Here is a 16,272-nt window from a genome sequence, read left to right as displayed (position 1 = left end):
CAGTAGCAACTAAGAAAACCAATTCCCCCGTTGGAGCGAGCCGGTGACAATCAGCGGTTTGAGGTTTTAAGACGGCGGGTGTCTGAGCGGGCTGACGGTAGCAGCCCGCGAGTTACGCCGGCGCCTCAAACGGTTGATTTTCATCGGGCTTTCGAGCGGAACCGGGGTCGGTTTTTCTTTGGTTACTTTCTTTTGCTGAAACAAAAGAAAGTGACTCACCGTCAGGTGAAATCTTTGCTAAGCGGACTCGCGTCTGAGGAAAAAAACGAAAAATACTTCATAAACCGCCGCCCGTCAGGGCAGAAAACCAAACCTGCGCCAAGCATCTGATGAACAACTGATAACCCCTGCATAAATTTCTGATATCGCACTTCAGGCTCTAGGCCTGCCCTTGTGCTTTTTGCATGCTGGGATCGTTTCCTTTGCAGGAAATATCCAACCAAAAACCACAAAAGATACAGGGCATCTCGATGAAAAAATTACTGATGGTATCCGCGCTTTTACTGAGTTCCTCCGCCTTTGCGGCAGATTTACGTTGCACTGTTGGCGGCGACAGCCAAATTGGCTACTGCGACACGATGATTTGGGGTAAACGTACAGCACCAGCTTCGTTTAAAGTGGAAAACACCAGCAAGCCGGTGAGCCAGTACATTTGGCAATCACCGTCAGTGTGTAAAAGTAAAACCACTGCCAGTTGCGCTTTTACCGCTTATTCCTTCGTGGAATATTCAGCGTCAGTGCTGGTGCTGTATACCGATGGCACCTATGAAAATCTGAATGCATCGTTACGGTTTGAAGACGGTCGTTAATCCGGCTGATTATTGTGAGGCAACCACTTCAGCCGCTGCGGCCGGAGTTGGTTGCTGCGCCGCATAAAACGCGGCTACATCGGTGATTTCCTGATCCGTCAGGCCCTGCGCCATCGGCGCCATGATTTGGTGTTGGCGTTGACCATCACGGTAGGCTTTTAATGCCTGCTCCAGATAACCGGCTTTTTGCCCGGCCAGATTCGGGTAATCCGGTAACACGGAAATGCCGCTGGCACCATGACAGGCCGTACACATCGCCGCTTTGCTTTGACCGCGGCTGATATCGGCGGATCCTGCCGATACCGATGCTGAAAAAGCTAGCAGGATCAATAACATCAATGTTCTCATACGCCGCTCCTGATTGTGATGACTGGTTTGAGTAAAGCAAAAGGTCCTGATTACACAAGAAAATTGCTAAAATCGGCTTTTTACATCTTCAGCAACAGGACTGCCGCCTATGCTCCGTCTGCAACAGATCAACGCTTCTGCTGAGCCTGCAGCGCAATTGCAGCTGGTGTTTCGCCAGCCGCCGGACCCGGCCAGTGACGCGCCATTGTTGCAACAATGGCTGCAGCAATTTGCACCGCTGAGCCGGCTGCAAACCGAGCTCAGTATGGATTTACTGCTGATCCGGTTCAGTTTCTGCGACCAGCCGTTTTATCTGCATCTGGAACACTATACTGAGGCCTGCTGGATTGATACTGACAGTGCGCAGGCAGATATGCTACTGTCGGAACTCCATGCGCTACTTGCGCAAGATCTTGTTTAGAATTCATTCACTTAGATTCAGATCGGGAAGAAGAACATGAGACAGCGCTTTTTTTTGTTTTGCTGGCTGCTGTTGTCAGGCTGGTTCAGTCCGGCTGCTCTGGCCTTCCATGCCGAAACTATCCGTATTGATCCCGCGCTAAAACAGCAAAGTCTGTTCCCAAATTTATATTATCAGCAGGTTGACCCCAACGTTGGCGTCGAAGACATTGTGTTTGAACCGGCCCGCCTGCACGCCTTTGTGCCACTGGACCAGCCGAATCAGGCGCTGCGCAGTTACCCGGAAGCTGTCTGGTTTCTGGCACGTCTGCATTACAGCGGCCAGCAGCCCGGCACTGTGGTGCTGAATTACGAATCCATTAACGCCGACCGTGTCGAGTTTTATCTGTATGACCGGCAAAGCCACGAACTGAGTCTGATCAATCGCTCCGGCACCGAATTTCCTTTTAGTGAGCGCATGCTGCAGGCACGCAGTTTCGCCGTGCCGCTGAATTTTAAAGCCGATCAGGAACTGGATTTATTAGTCAAAGTGCAGGATGGCGCCGTGATCCCGTCCAACCTGCAGCTGTTCAGCACCGAAGAATTTGGCCTACAGCTGCTGCAGCGCCAGATCTCTGATGGCCTGATCCTTGGGATTTTACTGGTGATGGCGCTGTATAACGCCATGTTGTATCTGAACGTACGCGAACCGCTGTATTGTCATTTTTCCGGCTTCTTTTTCAGTTTCAGCTTGATGGTGTCGATTTTAAACGGTGCTGGTTTTGCGATGATTTGGCCGGAATATCCGGAACTGAACCCGTCAGTGTTTTATGTCGCCGGCGGCGCCTGCATGCTGTTTCTGACGCTGCTCACCAACGCCATCGTACAAAATCAGCAACGCTGGTTGTTGTGGCTGAATCTGGCTTCCAGCGCTGCGCTGTTATTCACGCCGCTGTATGCGCCGCGCAGTATTCAGCTGGATTTGCTGTTGATTGTGGTCTGCCAGGTGATGCTGACTAATTTGTTGCAGGCGGTACGGTATGGTTTTAGCGGGCTGCCACTGGCACGCACTTTTGCCATCGGCTGGCTGCTGTTTTTCGTCGCCAGTACGGTGTTGTTACTGACAGAATTTGGTTATCTCGATCACTTACATCTGTGGCAATGGCTGCTGGTGTTATCGGTGATTTGCAGCATGCTGCTGATGAGCTACAGCCTGGCGCAGCGGCTGCAAAGTGCCAGCATTCAGAGCGCCGAAGCGCATCAGCAGACCATCCGCTCGTTGCAGCAATATTACGATATCTATCACAACGCGGTGGAAGGCCTGTTCAGTACTACGCTGGACGGCCATCTATTGTCCGCCAACCGCGCGCTGCTGAATATTCTCGGTTATCAGGAACTGAGTCAGATGGAAGTTGACGTACAAAAACACGGCATGGGCCGGTATTACGCCAACCCGGACGACCGGTTACAGATGGTCCGTCAGCTGCAACATATCAGTAATCAGAGTTTTGAGTTACGCGGCCTGCGCGCCGACGGTGCACCATTCTGGGCGTTGATGTCGGCGCGGCTTAGCCGCAATGCCCAAGGCGAAGCCTTTATCCACGGCTCGCTGGTGGACATCACCGAGCAAAAAGTTGCGCATGAACAGCTGGCGTATCTGGCCTCACATGACCCGCTGACCGGCTTGTATAACCGCCACCATTTCCTGGTGCTGGCGCAACAAGCCTGGCAACGCCGCCAGCTGGAACAACAAACCAGTGCAGTGCTGTTTATCGATATCGACCAATTTAAGCTGGTTAACACCACCTGCGACCATGCGGCCGGCGATGCATTGTTGAAGCAAATCAGCGATCAACTGAAACGCGCGCTCGGTCAGACCGGCTCGTTGGCGCGGATTGGCGGGGACGAATTTGGTGTGTTGCTGCCGGGTAAAACCGCGCAGGAAGCGTTCAGCATTGCTTATTCATTGCTGGATGTAGTGAAAGAATTCCGCTTTTTCTGGCAGGACAGCCTGTTCAGTATCAGTGTCAGTATTGGTCTGACCGAGATCACGCTGGATGATTTATCCGCCGAACAAACGCTGAAAAAAGCCGATTCCGCCTGTTTTGTCGCCAAAGAAAAAGGCCGCAACCGCATTCATCTGTTTAATGCCGACGATCAGGAATTGCAAAAACATCAGTCCGAAGTGCAATGGCTGCAAGTGCTGCGTCATGCGCTGGAAAACGATAAATTTGTGTTGTATATGCAGCCGATCCAAGCCATTCAGCAGCGCGATACCGTGGCGCACTATGAACTACTGCTGCGGCTGGTCGGTGAAGACGAAACCATTATCGCACCAGGCAATTTCTTAAGTTCAGCCGAACGCTATGGCCTGATGCCGCAAATCGACCGTTGGGTGCTGCGTAATTATTTCCGCTGGCTGGCGCAACATCCACAGCATCTGACCACGCTTGGCCTTGCCAGTATCAACCTGTCCGGCGCGTCCCTGGTCGACCCGCTGTTTAAAGCTTATGTGCAGGGTTTGCTGGATGAATATCAGATCCCGGCGCGACATATCTGTTTTGAGATCACCGAAAGTATGGCCATTCTGAACCTGCAGAATACTCTGGAATTTATTCATCATTTCAGAGGCTTAGGCTGTCATTTCTCGCTGGATGATTTCGGCAGCGGCTTCTCGTCTTATGGGTATCTGAAAAACTTCCCGGTCGATTTTGTCAAAATTGACGGCAATTTCGTCCGCGATTTGCTGGAAGATAAATACGACCGCGCCATCGTCAATTCGATCCACGATGTAGCGACCGCCATGGGTATTCAGACCATCGCCGAGTTTGTTGAAAATCAGGACATTATGCTGGAACTGAAACGGATGGGCGTGAATTACGCCCAGGGTTACGGTATCGCCAAACCACGGCCACTAGCAGATATTCAGGGCTGATAACCCCAGCGACTGCAGACAGCGCTTGCCGCGCTGGGCTGCCGCTCAGTACAATACGCGCCCATTCTGAGGTGCCGCTATGCAACGTTTACAACAATTATCTGAACAGGTCGAAGTGGTCTTTGCCGACATTGGCCAGCGTTATGCGCAATATCAGCGCGACCGCGGGCTGTTTTGCCGCAGTGGCTGCGGCGAATGTTGTTTGCATCCGGGCATTGAAGCCACTGTGCTGGAAATGCTGCCGCTGGCATTTGAACTGATCAAAGAAGGCAAAGCGGAAAGCACGCTCGATGCTTTAGCTGCCCACGACAAACCTGGTTGTTTCTTCTACAGTCGCCATTCGGAAGACGGTAAACAAGGCCAGTGCAGCGTCTACCTGAAACGCCCTGGCATCTGCCGCCTGTTTGGCGCCGCCGGCTACAATGGCCGCGAAGGCGAAGTACAGCTCAGTGTCTGTAAAAATATCAAAGCCGATTATCCGCAAGCCTACCAGGACAGCTTAATCGCACTGGAATCCGACCCACCGCCGATGATCCGTAACGGCAAAGAACAAATCCGCCAAATCGACTACGAACTGGGCGGGATGAATTTCCCAATCAACGAAGCGATGGAACAGGCGCTGCAAAAAGTGCTGTTTGAACAGTATTACCTGGGATTAGCAGACGCTGAGTAAGCTGGATTTTGCCCTGACGGGCAAAAACCACTATCACTCTTCGTATTGATAAGCGCCGCCGCCAAGCTTGGACGCTTCTTCAGTCTTGCTCGAAGTCAGTAACATGGCTTCCAGTTCGGCCATCTCGGCCGGCGTCAGTTCGCGCCATTGACCCGGTGCAAGGCCGGCGAGGCGCACGTTCATGATGCGTACGCGTTTGAGCTTAGTGACATTAAAACCCAGATATTCCGTCATGCGGCGAATTTGCCGGTTCAGGCCCTGGCGCAACACGATATTAAAGGTTTGACGCGATTTCTGCGTGACCTGACAAGGCAAAGTCACAGTGTCAAGAATAGGCACGCCAGCGGCCATTTTTTTCAGGAAATGGTCGTGGATAGGTTTGTCGACGGTGACAACATATTCTTTGTCGTGTGCATTGCCGGCGCGCAGGATTTTATTGACGATATCGCCGTCGTTGGTCAGAAAAATCAAACCTTCGGATTCTTTATCCAGCCGGCCTATCGGGAAGATCCGCTCCGGATATTGCACCGCATCAACAATATTGCCTTTGACATGCAGCTCGGTGGTACAAGTGATACCCACCGGTTTGTGGTACGCCAGATAAACCCGGCGCGGTTTGTTTTTCAGCGGCTTACCAGCCACTTCGACGCGGTCGTCGGCCGACACTTTGGTGCCCACCACCGCCACCTGCCCGTTCACTTTGACCTGACCGGATTCAATCAGCTTGTCCGCCTCGCGCCGCGAGCAGAAGCCGGTATCACTGATAAATTTGTTAAGCCGGAATAACGAAGTCGCGTCGGTCAAAGTGGTAACCCTGTGGCAGAAAAAAGTGCGCAAAGTTTAAGGCCGGCGACGGCAATGGGCAAGTAAAGGCGATCCCACATAACTCTGACGGCCATCGTCATCTACTTATATGGCAACTGAAAGAGACTCACACCTGATCCCTGAAAACACTCGATGACTTGGTCTCATATCCATAGACAACCTCAAATCGAAGTTAAGAATGGGTCACCTACAACTAAAAAGCCAAACGACCTGCTCACGTCACCAATAGATTTTTTTTGAATCTTTAATTCATTTATAATCCGCCGACCAGAAGAACCATTCACATCAAAATAAAGAACTTCACTGGCGAGACCACTGAGTGACCCTGAATTTTTCCCGAATATATAAGAAATAATGGGCGAACCATATGTAAGCACATGGCCTATATTGCAACTGATGGCAATTACAAATTTTGTCTTAGGCTCTGCTTTTTCAATGAAGTTATAGTCTATACATTCATAAGCACACGGGTAATGAAGTTCTGTAGAACCGTGAGCACCAATAAATAATATTTCGTATTTGTTTTCCAGAAGATTTCTGGAGTATTCATCTTGCCATCGGATTGCTTCTGATAGGTCGTTATAGTCCTTAATTCCGGTCACCATATCTATTTCGAAGTTAAATTTCTCAAAATCCTTTCGGAACAAGGTTTTCTCTGAATCTATCTGAGCATCAGCCAATAAAACTCTACGCGGATAAATATTTATACCATCATAATGGTCGTTCAAGCGTTTGAAGTATTGGGAAACAGTTGTGTCCCTTGGTTTGATAACAGCTACGGTGACTTCACCTGAGCCCATCTCATGTTCATTATGCCAATCCCCTTTGACTATATTTGACAAAGAGGAGTACATCCCTAGATATTTAGTACCAGTATTATTATCTGCTAATGCAGGAACGTCGTAGCCAATAAACACAACATGCTTAAGATTCGAAGAATTATAGCTATCTTTTAAAGACTGCTTGAGAACTGCAGCAGAAGTACCTGGCTGGATTTTGTGCAAATCAGCCTGTATATGTTGATTATTACGCTTAACTGCCGCCATCCACTTTTCAATAAGCACGACAGCCTCTGGTTCAACATCATGATTAACAATGATTATTGCTTTTTCATTCTGTTTTGGTGCCGTCTTAATTTTTTTACAGCCAAAGAAGCCAGTGGTTTTAAAATTGTTTACACCACGCATACATACTTCATATTCTGAGTCGGGCTTGAGATTGGAAATAACCTTTTTATACACATTTCTGGCTATCGGCATTCGAATCGAAGTACTATAGTTTCTATTTACTTCCTCAGTAGAGGAATGAACAACACCATTCTCCTTGTAAATAATGTAGCCTAAATCAGTGTTTGGAACATTCACTTGACTCAAATCCATAGAAACGATAATAGAACTATCTTCATGATATGGATATAAATCTAAACTTAAAATACCCTCAGTGAACTCTGCAATAATCTGACAATCGGATGTCACTGAATCAATAATATAGATACTATCCTTAAGATAACCGCCACAACCTGATATTTTGTATTGCCCAACACCTGTATTCTGAGCAGTATAAAATATTAAACGACCACCATGTTCAACCGTTTGCGCCATCGGCGTAATACTTACAGCTGTGTCTGGTATGCTGGCTGTCACAGTATGTATTTTTATTTTGAATTTTGCAGACACTTCACACGCAGCGGTAATGCTGCTGGTTGTGTAGAGATTGCCATTGAGTTGTCCATTACAGCCCTCGACTTTATCAATGTCAAAGCCCGCGGCAGCTGCAATATTTACCACCGCCACACCACCATGTTGGATTAATTGACTGACCGGGGTGACGGTACCGCCTTCTGAGGCCGTCGCTGTAACTGTATAGGATTTTAATTTGAATTTTGCAGACACTTCACACGCAGCGGTAATGCTGCCGGTTGTGTAGAGATTGCCATTGAGTTGTCCATTACAGCCCTCGACTTTATCAATGTCAAAGCCCGCGGCAGCTGCAATATTTACCACCGCCACGCCACCATGTTGGATTAATTGGCTGACCGGGGTGACGGCGCCGCCTTGCGAGGCCGTCGCTGTGACTGAATGTGATTTTAATTTGAATTTTGCGGATATTTCACAAGCGGAGGTAATGCGGCCGGTTGTGTAGATATTTCCGCTGAGCTGTCCATTACAGCCAACGATGCTCTCAACTTCATATTCATTATCAGCAGCAACATTCAAAGTCGCTGTGTTGCCAGTCAAAATTAACTGGCTTTTGGGGGTGATATTGCCACCTATGGAAGTGATTGCTGAAACTTCATAACTGAGTTTGGCAGGTTCCGTTGGGATTTCTTGCTTATCTGAAGAAGCACCACCACAACCAATAAAAAAGCAACTCAGTGGCAGTATGAAAAGCTTCTTCAACATTTTTGTGTTCAATGTAAAAGTCCTTTTAAAAATTCCATGTGTACCTGCGACTCCACTAAACAGTGTCTTTAGTAAATCTTGGCGGTCCTGCGGTCCGCATTAATGCTGAAAAACAAAAAATTAACATAACGCCTGTAGATTATGATTTTACTATAACAATGTCCAACTCATTTTCGATGAAAGTCTCTAGCGAGCATTGAGAAATTCCATTCAGTACCGCCCCCCCTATTGCCTCAGGATTATTTGCCCAAACATGGGATAAAATTTGGCACACGCCATGCTGAAAATGCGGTGTGGAATCATCTACAAGCTTCATTAGCGCTGTCTGTCATCCGCATGCAAAGAGCTGAATGGCTCCAACAGAACAAGATGGTGTCTGCCCCGGATTGTGCTGCCGGTAACAGGGAAAAATCACTATGCAATCAAATCCACTGCTCGCAACAAATCTTGCCGCTTTTTACCGCTTAAACCCGCAAATCTCCGTCTGGCACCTAATTTCCTCTGCTGATTTTCGCTGATTGATAATACCGACCAGACCCATACAGCCGGCTGCGGCCACTTCGCAGATCACGGTTTAGTTAAAAGGAAATCAGATGAACAAGCGCCTTATTTGCACCACCCTGTTCAGTTGCAGCTGCGCGATGGCGGCAACCCCAACAGCACCGCTCAACTCAACACCGACAATCCAAACCACAACCACGGCAACGCTGCGTATGCAGGATGATTTTTATTTGGCGGTGAACGGCGACTGGCTAAATAGCGCGCAAATCCCCGCTGATGCGTCGTTTGTTTTTGGTGCAGATTTACCCGGCATCACGTCAAAACGACTCCATAAAATCATCGTAGAGCTGGCCGGTAGCAAAAATCCTGCTGGCAGCGTAGCGGAAAAAGTGGGCACTTTTTATGCCACATACCTCGATACAGCTCGGTTAGACCAGCTTAGCCGGACACCGCTTAACGCAATTCTGGCCGAAATCGATGCACTGGCCAGCACCAGCGAGTTGGCGCATTGGCAGGGTAAAGCACAAGGCCGTATGGAGACGCCGGTACATTTTCCGTTTGTAATGCCTGGCTTGCAGGACCCGACCATCAATCAGGCCATGCTGGCACAAGGCGGCTTAGGCTTACCGGATCGCAGTTATTATCTGCCGGGCAACGACGCGCAGTCTGCCAACATCTTCACGGCTTATCGAATCTATTTATTGAAATTAGCCAAGCTAGCACAACTGCCACAGGCGCAAGCACTGGTCGAGCAGGCACTCAGTGTTGAAAGCCAAATCGCACAGGCACAATGGGAACTGGCGAAGAGCCGGGATCCTGGCAACATCGCGACGATGCAAATCGCAAAGCTGATCAAAGCTGCGCCAGGCTTTGACTGGCTGGCGTTTTTAGACGGCGCGAACTTAAAGGGGCAAACCACACTAAGTAATCTGCAGCCGGGAGCCGTGCTGGCGATCTCTCAGCTGTATGCCAAGATCCCATTGGCGCACTGGAAAGCCTACACCAAACTACAAAGCCTGAATGAAGCTGCGCCGCTGCTGTCGGCCGAATTTCGTGCCGCCCATTTTGACTTTTACGGTACCACTTTAAATGGTCAGACCGAGCCAGAGCCGCAGAGCACAAAAGCCGTGGCCAGGTTAAATAGCGCGATGGGCGAAGCGCTCGGCCAACTCTATGTGGCGCGTCACTTCCCCGCCGACCACAAAGCGCGTATGCAGGAACTGGTAAAAAACTTACTGACCGCGTACCGCGACGCTATCAGCAGACTGACTTGGATGACCCCCGCGACCAAACAGCAGGCGCTGGATAAAATCGCCAAATATGGCACTAAAATTGGTTACCCTGATGTCTGGCGCGACTATAGCGGCCTGCGCATTGTCGCCGGTGATGCGCTCGGCAATCAGCATCGCGCGGCCCGGTTTGACTGGGAATTTAAGGCCGCCAAAGCCGGCAAAAAAGCCGACAAACGCGATTGGGATATGCTGCCGCAAATGGTCAGTGCGCAATACAACCCACTGCGCAATGATATCGAATTTCCCGCCGCGCACCTGCAGGCGCCCTACTTCGATATAAGTGCCGATGATGCCAGCAACTATGGCGCGATCGGCGCGGTTATTGCTCACGAAATCAGCCACGGCTTCGACAATATGGGCAGTCAGTTTGATGGCGACGGCAAATTTCGCAACTGGTGGGCAACGGCAGACAAAGCTGCATTTCAAGCGATGGGCGACAAGCTGGTGCAACAATTCAGCGCTTACCAACTGTTTCCGGGCAAACATGTGAACGGGCAGCTGACTTTGTCTGAGAACATGGCAGATTTAGCCGGCTTACAAATCGCTTATGATGCTTACATCAACACATTAAAAGGAAAAAAGTCGCCACTGATCAACGGCCTGACCGGTGAACAAAGATTCTTCTACAGTTACGCCCAAAGCCGGCGCAGTAAATTTCGCCCTGAGCTTGCGGCACAATGGTTGGTCACAGATCCACACGCCCCTGATGTGTTTCGTATCAATGGCGTGGTGATTAATATTGATGGCTTCCATCAGGCATTTCATACCCAACCTGGTGATGGCATGTTTAACAGCCAAGCAAACCGGCTGCGGATTTGGTAAGGTCCAGCCGGTGATCAGTCGACACTGATGAACGCCGTCAGATGGGCAAATCTGACGGCGCATTTTTCTGGCACTGCCCAGCAACTGAGGTCATATCGCATTATGCCTGCATTGTATTTCTACCCACGGGACCGGCAGTTCTGGTTATTCCATAGTGGCGCCTTGTTGTTTGTTTGCGGGATCACGCTGCTCAGTATTTTCTTTCTGGGCGATTTTTCTGGCTTTAACATCACGGCATCTGTGGTTTGGGCCCTGCCCTATACTCATGCCGTCTTGCTGCTGCGCTTTATCTATAAACAACGTCAGTGGCAGCAAAAATCCATCACTGCGCTGATCACCATGATCATCCTCTACAGCACTGTGGCTGGTGTATTGGTGGTAGCCAGCGTTTTATTGCTGACGCTGCCATTTTTCTGGACCATTTTGAGCCAAAGTCAGGTCCATTTTGATACCAGCAGTTTCATTTTCCGCAATTTGATCGGCGGCAGCCTGAATACTCAACTATTTATTTGTTCGTGGATTTTTGTCTATGCATATATCAGCAATAGCCGCAGAACCAGAGCCACCGAAATTAACAATCTGCGTTTGCAACATAGCCTCAAAGAAGCACAGCTAACCAACCTGGCTAATCAACTGAACCCCCACTTTCTATTTAACGCATTGAATAATATCCGTTTTATGATGCACGAAAATACAGCTCATGCGGAGAATATGCTGATCGCTTTGTCTGACATTCTGCGTTATTCGCTGGCGAGCAGTGAACATGCCAAGGTCACGCTGAGCCAGGAGCTGGACATCATCGGGCGTTATATCTCTATCGTCAGCATTCAGATGGAAGCGCGGCTACAGTATTCACAGCGTGTCGAGGCGACACTACAGCACTATTTGCTGCCGCCGATGATGTTACAAATGTTGATAGAAAACGCGATTAAACATGGCGTGGACAATATCGCAGGCGGCGGCCGGCTTGAGCTGACGGCCGAAGAACATGAAGCAACATTAGTTTTCACCATCAGCAATGATTTTGCCGCAATCCGTGCCGACTCAGCGCGCACAACCAGCACAGGCGAGACGCCTAGTGCGACGACAGGTGCGACGACAGGTGCGACGATAGATACGACGACAAACATGGGCATCGGCTTAGACAATATCAGACAGCGTTTACTACTGTTGTATGGTCAGCAGGCTAGTCTGCATATCGGCAATCACCAGACTGCAGGCGCTATGCATCAGTTTGTCGTGACGCTGACGATCCCGAAGGAGCGTACCCGATGAAAGTGATAGTAGTGGAAGACTCGCGACTGGCGCGCGAAGGCCTGGTGCGGATGCTCAAAGACTATCCAGAGCTGACGGTGGTCGGGCAAGCAGATCATGCCGGCAGCGCTTTAACTTTGGTTAATGAGACACACCCGGAGGTGATTTTCCTCGATATCCATATGCCGGGTGGCACTGGCTTTGACCTGTTGGAAAAACTCAGTTATTTGCCGCAGATCATTTTCACAACGGCTTATTCAGAACATGCGATCCGCTCGTTTGATTTCAATACCATTGATTATTTACTGAAACCCATCAGCAAAGAACGCTTAACCGTCGCGATAAATAAGTTACTGGCCCGCACAAACTCCAATAACACTGACACTGACACTGACACTGACACTGACACTGAGGATGAAAATCAGTCAGATAATGATAAAAATCAAACGGTTAAAGATCCATTAGAGGGGCATAGCAAATTATTGGTCAAAGACGGCGACCACTGCTATTTAATTCGGCTCGATACTATCCGCTATATCGAAAGCCAGAAAAACTACGTCCAGCTTTTCTTTGAAAACAATAAAGCTTTTGTGAAAAAGTCGCTGAACAGCATCGAAACACGCTTACCAAAAAGTATTTTTTTCCGCGCCAACCGACAATATGTGGTCAACCTGCAAGAGATCCGCCGGATCGAAGAATCCATCAGTGACGGTTTTATCGTGACGATGAGCGACGGCAAGGAATTGGAGATCTCCCGGCGTAATGCCATTGAATTAAAAGAGCTACTCAGTTTTTAGCTGCAGAATAAGCTGCGCCCGATAAAACGGACTGCATTGCTACGTACAGAATATTCAACGAACAAGACCAAACCCCACCGATCCCGGTTCAATCACCTGTCGGTGGCCGGAAAATTCTTTTAGGATAAATTTCAGCCAATTATCCGCACGTTAGTCAGACTCGGCCAAAAGGAAATCACCGATGAAACCACTTTATCTTGCTCTGCTGCTGGCTTTCAGCCCGGTGGTCTTTGCTAGTGAACCTGCAAACAAGACAGCAGTATTGCCAGAACGCGAGCAGGCGCAACTGATTGATGAGTTATTGCAGCAACGGCTGACACAGATTTTGCCGCCGCTGATGCAGCGCGAAAACATCGATATGTGGTTGCTGATTTCCCGCGAATACAACGAAGACCCGGTGCTGAAAACGATGTTGCCGGCGACCTGGCTGTCGGCGCGCCGGCGCACCATGTTGGTGATCTTCAATCCGGGTGCCGGCAAAGCGCCGGAGCTATACGCCGTAGCGCGTTATGACGTTGGCACTGCGTTTAAAAAAGCCTGGGATGTAGAAAAACAACCTGACCAATGGCAGGCACTGGCAGATCTTATCCGCAGTAAAAAGCCGAAACGCATCGGTATTAATCAGTCGGCCAGTTATGGCCATGCCGATGGCATGGTCGCGACTGAACTTGAGCTGCTCAAGCAGGCACTGGGTGCTGCGCAATCCAGCAAACTGGTCAGTGCGGAGAAACTTGCAGTGGGCTGGCTGGAAACGCGCTTGCCGGCCGAGATCGAGCAATATAAAAATTTGACCGCGATTGGCCATCAACTGATTGCACAGGCGTTTTCCAATCAAGTGGTGACACCGGGTAAAACCAGCACTGAAGATGTGGTCTGGTGGTTACGTCAGCAAAGCACCAAGCTTGGCTTACCGGTCTGGTTCCATCCGACCGTCTCCATTCAGCGGCCCAATTCCGGTCAATTCGACCAAATTAAAGCCTTCTCGTCTGCCAAAAAATCCGCCAAAGCCGATGCCCAATCGGAAAGTATTATTCAGCCGGGTGATTTACTGCACGTTGATTTTGGCCTCACCTACTTAAGGCTGAATTCGGACCAGCAACAACATGCGTATGTGTTACGCCCTGGCGAAACCGATGCGCCGGACGAGTTAAAACAGGCATTGAAACTAGGTAATCAGGCGCAGGATATCCTGACCGGCAACTTTAAAACCGGTTTAACCGGCAATGCGTTACTGGCAAAAAGCCTGAATGACGCGAAAAACAAAGGCCTGAAAGCGACAATCTACAGCCATCCGATTGGGCACCACGGCCATGCGGCCGGTCCAACCATCGGCATGTGGGACAATCAGCACGGCACGCCGGGCAGTGGCGATTATCCGTTACAGCCAAACACCGCCTATTCGATTGAACTGAACGTCGCTGTGGCTCTACCGGCCTGGGACAACGAGATCCGTATCATGCTGGAAGAAGATGGTTATTTTGACGGCGTAAAGTTCCATTACCTGAACGGCCGACAACAGCAACTGCACCTGATCAGCACGCAATAAGCAGGATTGGGCACCGTCAGCCGCGGCGCGGTACCTGAGGCAGGCTCAACGCCTGTAACTGCCGCGACTGGCTTTGGGTCAGTGTCTGCAGCTGCAAAAGCTGCACTAAATCAGTCGCCGACTGATCCCAATATTGTTCCAGCTGCAGCAAATGTAACTGTGTCAGTAGATTCAGCAGCTGATCGGCGTCGTCGGGCTGGCAGCGCTGCGCCTGCCAGAACATTTTCAGCGCGCGGTACCACTGTTTTTGTTCATTAAACATCAAGCCCCATTGGGTGTAAGTTTGCGCCGTCAATTGCGCATCGGTGTGGCAATACCCAAACAGGATGCGGTGGAAATAGCCGACTGCCAGCCGCTCCGCAGCCATTGGCATCGCCGTCAGCTGCACCTCTACCCGCCATAATTGCTCCAGCGCATGCTGTTCACGGCCCAGCCGCAAATAAATGTACGCCAAAAATAACAGCTGAAATACATCAAGCTGTTGATCTTCCTGTGCAAATTGTTGCAGCGCCGGTTCAATCTCATCGTCAATTGCATGGACGGTGGCAGCCCGCGCCAGTAGGATCAACTGCTCGAAACGGCGAAAATCCAGACTCCCAAGGTCCGGATTAAACTGCTCAGCATATGCATCGAGCCAATCAGCATGTGAACCGCCGGGTGCTGCCGCCAGTGAATCTAACAAAGTCAGAGTGATCAGCATCAGCAATAATGCATTGCGCTGATAGCTGTCGCGCGCCTGACCCAGCCGGTTTTCCAGAAAAGTGCGGGCCGCCGGTAGCTGCTGTTGCTGGTACAGCAAAATCGCTTTCAGGTTGGTCTCGTACGGCGTCAGCTGGGAGTCGCGCAGCTCAGCAAATAGGTCTTCCGGTAATTCATCCAGCTGCAACGCCTGAAATCGGCACAAGTACCAGCTTTGTTTGCGTTTGAGCTGATGATTTTGCTGCATGTGCTGCAGCTGCTGTTGCAACGCTTCCAGATCCCCGAGCTGGTAAGCCAACTCCAGCCGCAGCTCCAGCCCCAGCAGCGGGTCGCGGATGCGCCCGGCCAAGGCCCAGGCTTCTTTGGCATAACGCCAGTCCAGCAACACCCGCACCTGCATTTGCCGAATAGCATCGCGACTGATAGCCGGCAGCTGACCGGCACGGATACGGATCACCCGGCGCAGCGCCTCGGGTTCCGCACCACAACTGACCGCTTGCAGCAATGGCCGCGCCTGACTCAACAATACTGCCGTTTCCTGCAATAAACCGGTCAGCATGATCCCAGACAAAGGCTTGGCGAGTACCCGGCATGGCAGCTGTAACCACGGCAGATCGGCCAGTGCGTCGTCGGCCTGATTAGTAATAAAAGCCACCCGGCAACATTGCGCAAGACGCTGGCGCCTGAGCAGGTAGCGAACCAAATCTGTGCCGCGCAGCTGATCGCCAAGGTCAAAACCTAACAACAATAAATCGGCGTCGATGCGCTCAAATTGCCGCAACAAAGCACTGCCATTGGCCAAGGCATGCACTGACTTCACGCCGGCAAGACGCAGCAGCTGGCGCAGCATAGTCCGGCTACCGGACTCATCCTCTACCAAAATAACTTTTAAATCAGATACCTGGATCTGTTGCATTGAAGCCTGCTCACGACTGCGCCAGATTACGCTGTGCTAAGCATAGGCAAAAAT

12 protein-coding genes are annotated in these 16,272 nt (G+C 50.2%); 8 read left to right on the top strand and 4 right to left on the bottom strand.

Annotated elements, in window-relative coordinates:
- Nucleotides 1-470: 470 nt before the first annotated feature.
- A complete protein-coding gene (locus ACQ66Q_RS16040; protein WP_430457704.1) occupies nt 471-809 on the top strand; it encodes a hypothetical protein in 339 nt (112 codons plus the stop codon).
- A gap of 9 nt (nt 810-818) precedes the next feature.
- On the opposite strand, the gene ACQ66Q_RS16035 is transcribed toward ACQ66Q_RS16040, so the two are convergent.
- Nucleotides 819-1,157, bottom strand: coding sequence for a c-type cytochrome (locus ACQ66Q_RS16035; protein ID WP_430457703.1), 339 nt, complete (start codon nt 1,155-1,157; stop codon nt 819-821).
- A gap of 109 nt (nt 1,158-1,266) precedes the next feature.
- On the opposite strand from ACQ66Q_RS16035, the gene ACQ66Q_RS16030 reads away from it, so the two are divergent.
- The 3 genes from ACQ66Q_RS16030 to ACQ66Q_RS16020 all read left to right on the top strand — a co-directional run bounded on the left by ACQ66Q_RS16030 (nt 1,267) and on the right by ACQ66Q_RS16020 (nt 5,164).
- Nucleotides 1,267-1,578, top strand: coding sequence for a DUF3630 family protein (locus ACQ66Q_RS16030; RefSeq protein WP_430457702.1), 312 nt, complete (start codon nt 1,267-1,269; stop codon nt 1,576-1,578).
- 36 nt (nt 1,579-1,614) lie between these two features.
- Entirely contained in the window at nt 1,615-4,491 is a 2,877-nt protein-coding gene (locus ACQ66Q_RS16025) for an EAL domain-containing protein (protein WP_430457701.1), read from the top strand.
- Between the two features lie 79 nt (nt 4,492-4,570).
- Nucleotides 4,571-5,164, top strand: coding sequence for a YkgJ family cysteine cluster protein (locus ACQ66Q_RS16020; RefSeq protein ID WP_430457700.1), 594 nt, complete (start codon nt 4,571-4,573; stop codon nt 5,162-5,164).
- Nucleotides 5,165-5,197: 33 nt separating this feature from the next.
- Here the strand turns inward: ACQ66Q_RS16020 and rluF are convergent, their stop codons facing one another.
- Both rluF and ACQ66Q_RS16010 read right to left on the bottom strand, forming a co-directional pair.
- The gene (rluF, locus tag ACQ66Q_RS16015; RefSeq protein WP_430457699.1) at nt 5,198-5,968 is read right to left on the bottom strand and encodes a 23S rRNA pseudouridine(2604) synthase RluF; all 771 of its coding nucleotides are present in this window, start codon (nt 5,966-5,968) and stop codon (nt 5,198-5,200) included.
- A 182-nt stretch (nt 5,969-6,150) separates the two neighbouring features.
- Nucleotides 6,151-8,403 carry an InlB B-repeat-containing protein gene (locus ACQ66Q_RS16010; RefSeq protein WP_430457698.1) on the bottom strand — a complete coding sequence of 751 codons (2,253 nt, stop codon included), beginning with the start codon at nt 8,401-8,403 and terminating at the stop codon, nt 6,151-6,153.
- 581 nt (nt 8,404-8,984) lie between these two features.
- Between ACQ66Q_RS16010 and ACQ66Q_RS16005 the strand changes: the two genes are divergently transcribed.
- The 4 genes from ACQ66Q_RS16005 (at nt 8,985) to ACQ66Q_RS15990 (ending at nt 14,603) form a co-directional block, all read left to right on the top strand.
- Nucleotides 8,985-11,006, top strand: coding sequence for a M13 family metallopeptidase (locus ACQ66Q_RS16005; RefSeq protein WP_430457697.1), 2,022 nt, complete (start codon nt 8,985-8,987; stop codon nt 11,004-11,006).
- 27 nt (nt 11,007-11,033) lie between these two features.
- The gene (locus ACQ66Q_RS16000; RefSeq protein ID WP_430457696.1) at nt 11,034-12,281 is read left to right on the top strand and encodes a sensor histidine kinase; all 1,248 of its coding nucleotides are present in this window, start codon (nt 11,034-11,036) and stop codon (nt 12,279-12,281) included.
- Nucleotides 12,278-13,057 carry a LytR/AlgR family response regulator transcription factor gene (locus ACQ66Q_RS15995; protein WP_430457695.1) on the top strand — a complete coding sequence of 260 codons (780 nt, stop codon included), beginning with the start codon at nt 12,278-12,280 and terminating at the stop codon, nt 13,055-13,057. Before ACQ66Q_RS16000 ends, ACQ66Q_RS15995 begins: the two co-directional genes overlap by 4 nt.
- Nucleotides 13,058-13,238: 181 nt before the next feature.
- Entirely contained in the window at nt 13,239-14,603 is a 1,365-nt protein-coding gene (locus ACQ66Q_RS15990) for a M24 family metallopeptidase (protein ID WP_430457694.1), read from the top strand.
- A 16-nt stretch (nt 14,604-14,619) separates the two neighbouring features.
- Here ACQ66Q_RS15990 and ACQ66Q_RS15985 read toward each other — a convergent pair whose 3' ends face one another.
- Nucleotides 14,620-16,218 carry a response regulator gene (locus ACQ66Q_RS15985; RefSeq protein ID WP_430457693.1) on the bottom strand — a complete coding sequence of 533 codons (1,599 nt, stop codon included), beginning with the start codon at nt 16,216-16,218 and terminating at the stop codon, nt 14,620-14,622.
- Nucleotides 16,219-16,272: the final 54 nt, after the last annotated feature.

It is taken from the genome of Rheinheimera sp. (genome assembly GCF_965283995.1).
In the GTDB taxonomy this organism is placed as follows: domain Bacteria; phylum Pseudomonadota; class Gammaproteobacteria; order Enterobacterales; family Alteromonadaceae; genus Pararheinheimera.
This window is presented reverse-complemented; position numbering and strand designations above follow the sequence as displayed.

Bases quoted from the DNA above. Each gene is read 5' to 3' on its own strand.
- ACQ66Q_RS16000 (WP_430457696.1), top strand. From the start codon at position 11,034: ATGAACGCCGTCAGATGGGCAAATCTGACGGCGCATTTTTCTGGCACT.
- ACQ66Q_RS15995 (WP_430457695.1), top strand. From the start codon at position 12,278: ATGAAAGTGATAGTAGTGGAAGACTCGCGACTGGCGCGCGAAGGCCTG.
- ACQ66Q_RS16025 (WP_430457701.1), top strand. From the start codon at position 1,615: ATGAGACAGCGCTTTTTTTTGTTTTGCTGGCTGCTGTTGTCAGGCTGG.
- ACQ66Q_RS16030 (WP_430457702.1), top strand. From the start codon at position 1,267: ATGCTCCGTCTGCAACAGATCAACGCTTCTGCTGAGCCTGCAGCGCAA.
- ACQ66Q_RS15990 (WP_430457694.1), top strand. From the start codon at position 13,239: ATGAAACCACTTTATCTTGCTCTGCTGCTGGCTTTCAGCCCGGTGGTC.
- ACQ66Q_RS16020 (WP_430457700.1), top strand. From the start codon at position 4,571: ATGCAACGTTTACAACAATTATCTGAACAGGTCGAAGTGGTCTTTGCC.
- ACQ66Q_RS16040 (WP_430457704.1), top strand. From the start codon at position 471: ATGAAAAAATTACTGATGGTATCCGCGCTTTTACTGAGTTCCTCCGCC.
- ACQ66Q_RS15985 (WP_430457693.1), bottom strand. From the start codon at position 16,218: ATGCAACAGATCCAGGTATCTGATTTAAAAGTTATTTTGGTAGAGGAT.
- ACQ66Q_RS16005 (WP_430457697.1), top strand. From the start codon at position 8,985: ATGAACAAGCGCCTTATTTGCACCACCCTGTTCAGTTGCAGCTGCGCG.
- ACQ66Q_RS16035 (WP_430457703.1), bottom strand. From the start codon at position 1,157: ATGAGAACATTGATGTTATTGATCCTGCTAGCTTTTTCAGCATCGGTA.